2 protein-coding genes are annotated in these 1734 nt (G+C 70.9%); one reads left to right on the plus strand and one right to left on the minus strand.

Features of this window, described 5'->3' with window-relative positions; genetic code table 11:
• Positions 1-241: response regulator (locus EIO58_RS17365; RefSeq protein ID WP_164861844.1), on the minus strand; the 241-nt coding region annotated here is incomplete at its 3' end.
• Positions 242-467: 226 nt separating this feature from the next.
• Between EIO58_RS17365 and EIO58_RS17370 the strand changes: the two genes are divergently transcribed.
• The coding region (locus EIO58_RS17370) for a glycerophosphoryl diester phosphodiesterase membrane domain-containing protein (RefSeq protein WP_164861845.1) at positions 468-1734 on the plus strand (1267 nt) is incomplete at its 3' end.

Below are 1734 nucleotides of genomic sequence, written 5' to 3' on the forward strand. Positions count from 1 at the left end.
CGGTCAGCATGATGATCGGGATGCCCGACTCGGCGCGTATGCGGGTGCAGATCTCGATGCCGTCCATGCCGGGGAGCATGAGGTCGAGGAGGATGAGCTCGGGCTTCTCGGTGCGCCACGCCTCGACAGCCTGGGCGCCGTCGGCGCAGAACGCGGTGTCGAAGCCTTCCGTGCGCAGCACGATGCCGATCATCTCGGCGAGGGCTATGTCGTCGTCGACCACCAGGATGCGTGAAGTCATCGCGCGCGTTCGTTCCTTTGCGTCAGGCACGGACGACGGCAGGCGCCGTCCCCATGCGCTCCCCACAGAGTAGTCGACGGTCCCTGGAGACAGGCCGAGCACGGGCCGTGACCGCGCCGAACGGCTCGCCGTCGCGTCGGACGCGGCAACCGCTCGTGTGAAACGATAGGGATCCGGCCGGACGCGCTGCGCCCGGCTCGACGCCGCACGATGGAGAGGGGATCCCGTGACCGCCCACCCCGCCTGGACGCCGGCACCCCGTCCGGGGATCATCCCGCTCCATCCGCTCGGGTTCGGCACGATCCTGGGGCGCTCCTTCTCGGCGCTGCGGCAGAACCCCCGCGTGCTGCTCGGCTTCGCGCTCATCGTTCAGACGCTCGCGTACGTCGTGGTGCTGGCGGGCATTCTCGCCGTGGCGTGGGCGTCGTTCTCACGGCTCGACACCCTGCGACCAGGCACCGAGGAGTATGACACCGTGATGGCGGGCTCGATCGCGCTCACGGCGGTCGCCGGCATCGTGCTGTCGCTCGCGGCCGGCGCGCTCAGCGTCATCGTGCAGGGCATCGTCGTGGTCGAGGTGACGCACGCGGCGGTCGCCGAGAAGCTTCCGCTCGGCGCGCTGTGGCGCCAGGTCAAGCCGATCGCGTGGCGCCTCATCGGCTACTCGCTGCTCGTCGTCCTCGCGGTCATGGCGCTCGTGGTGCTCGTCGTGGCGGGCGTGATCGGCGTCGCCGTGCTCGCTCCCCCTGTCGCGATCGTGCTCACGGTCCTCCTCATCCTCGCTGCGATCCCGCTCACCTGGTGGCTCATGATCAAGCTGCTGCTGGTGCCGGCGGCGATCATCGTCGAGCACGCCACGATCCTGCAGGGGCTGTCGCGGTCGTGGAGGCTCACGCGCGGCAGGTTCTGGCCGGCGCTGGGCATCATCCTCGTCATCGGCGTGATCTTCGCGACGGTCGCTCAGGTGATCAGCATCCCGTTCTCGTTCCTGTCGGTCGGCCTCACCACGATCATCGCCCCGACCGGAGACCCCGAGCCGAGCGCCTTCATCGGGCTGATCGTGACGGCGCTGCTCACCCAGGCGCTGACGCTGCTGCTGCAGTCGGTCGCCGTCGTCGTGCAGGCGACCGCGACCGCCATCATCTACATCGACTGCCGCATGCGCCGCGAGGGGCTCGACCTCGACCTGCTCGCGTACGTGGAGCGACGGGATGCCGGAGCCACCGGCCTGACCGACCCCTACCGGGAGCATGTCGGGCGCGTCGTCGCGCCGCGAGGATCGGCCGGTGCGTACGGCACTGCGATGTACGGCGCTCCGGGACCCTACCCGGCCGCGCCTCCGGCATACCCCGCCGCGTACCCGCAGCAGCCGCATGCCGGGAATCCGCCGTACCCGGCGCAGCCCCCGCACTCGGCCGCGCCTCCCGTGTCCGCACCGGCCGCGCAGCCGGACGACGGCGCGGCGCAGACGGATGCCGCGGCCGGTGCACCGC

It is taken from the genome of Microbacterium sp. CPCC 204701 (assembly GCF_004010105.1).
Classification (GTDB): Bacteria; Actinomycetota; Actinomycetes; order Actinomycetales; family Microbacteriaceae; genus Microbacterium.